Source organism: Streptomyces prasinopilosus (genome assembly GCF_001419695.1).
In the GTDB taxonomy this organism is placed as follows: domain Bacteria; phylum Actinomycetota; class Actinomycetes; order Streptomycetales; family Streptomycetaceae; genus Streptomyces; species Streptomyces prasinopilosus.
The window spans coordinates 2,594-2,845 of record NZ_LIRG01001009.1; the positions used below are offsets into that span (position 1 = coordinate 2,594).

The window sequence follows — 252 nt, forward strand, 5'->3', positions numbered from 1 at the left end:
GGGACGAGCAGATCGAGGACACGCCCGGCCAGACCGGACGCGGGGTGCTCCAGGCGCAGCCGCTCCCGCGGGTGAAGCGGTGTCAGGTCCTCGAAGCGGGGCCGTCCGCGCAGCGTTTCGGGGGCGCGGCCGTTGACCAGGGTGATCTCGGTCAGGGCGCCCCGGTCGTCGCGCAGGCCCTCGGCCAGGTCGCCCCTGCGCAGGCCGTGCCTGCGGAGCGCGGCGGGGGAGACGAGCGGGTCGGCGGGGGAG

At 77.4% G+C, this 252-nt stretch carries 1 pseudogene; it reads right to left on the bottom strand.

Annotated features, from left to right (window positions below):
• Positions 1-252, bottom strand: a pseudogene (locus tag AOK18_RS35025) (transcription termination factor Rho); the annotation flags it as partial.